Genomic DNA, 582 nt, shown 5'->3' on the forward strand with positions numbered 1-582 from the left:
CCGTCGGACCGGCCGGTCCCCGCGCTTCCGCCGGTGCCGGCGGAACCGCCCGCGGGTCCGTCGGCCGACTCGCCCCGGGGCGTGCGCGCCTCGGCCGGGCGGGCCTGGGCGGGTACGGTGCCGAGCAGTCCGGAGGCGATCGCGAACGCGTCGGGCACGGCGGCCCGTTGCCCCGGCAGCGGGAGGCCGCCGGCCCGGATCCGGTCCTGGAGCGCGCTGTTGACGGCGGCGGTCGCGCCGTTCAGCTCCGGTACGGCGCCGACGGCCGCGGGGACGGTGCTCGCGCTGCCCGGCCCGGGCGCGTCCGTGGGAGCCGGGCCGGTGATCGGGTCGAGCAGTCCGGCGGTGGGGTCCTGTCCCGGCCGCTCGGCCCCGGACGACGGGTCGGGAGCGGGGGAGGGGCCGGGCGCGGCGGCCGGGGCGCGGGGAGCGGGTGCCGCCGTCCGACCGGGGGCGGTCCCGTCCGCGGCGCCGCCGCCCCGGACTCCGCCCGGGTGTCCGGCCGACGGTCCGTCGGCCGGTGTCCCGCCCCCGGGCACTGCCCGGCCGACGGACCGGCTGGCCGGTTCCGGGAGCGCCTCG

At 83.3% G+C, this 582-nt stretch carries 1 pseudogene; it reads right to left on the bottom strand.

Annotated elements, in window-relative coordinates:
- Positions 1-582: pseudogene (locus BI06_RS51565) on the bottom strand (hypothetical protein); the annotation flags it as partial.

Source organism: Kitasatospora sp. MBT66, assembly GCF_000710405.2.
In the GTDB taxonomy this organism is placed as follows: Bacteria; Actinomycetota; Actinomycetes; order Streptomycetales; family Streptomycetaceae; genus Kitasatospora; species Kitasatospora purpeofusca.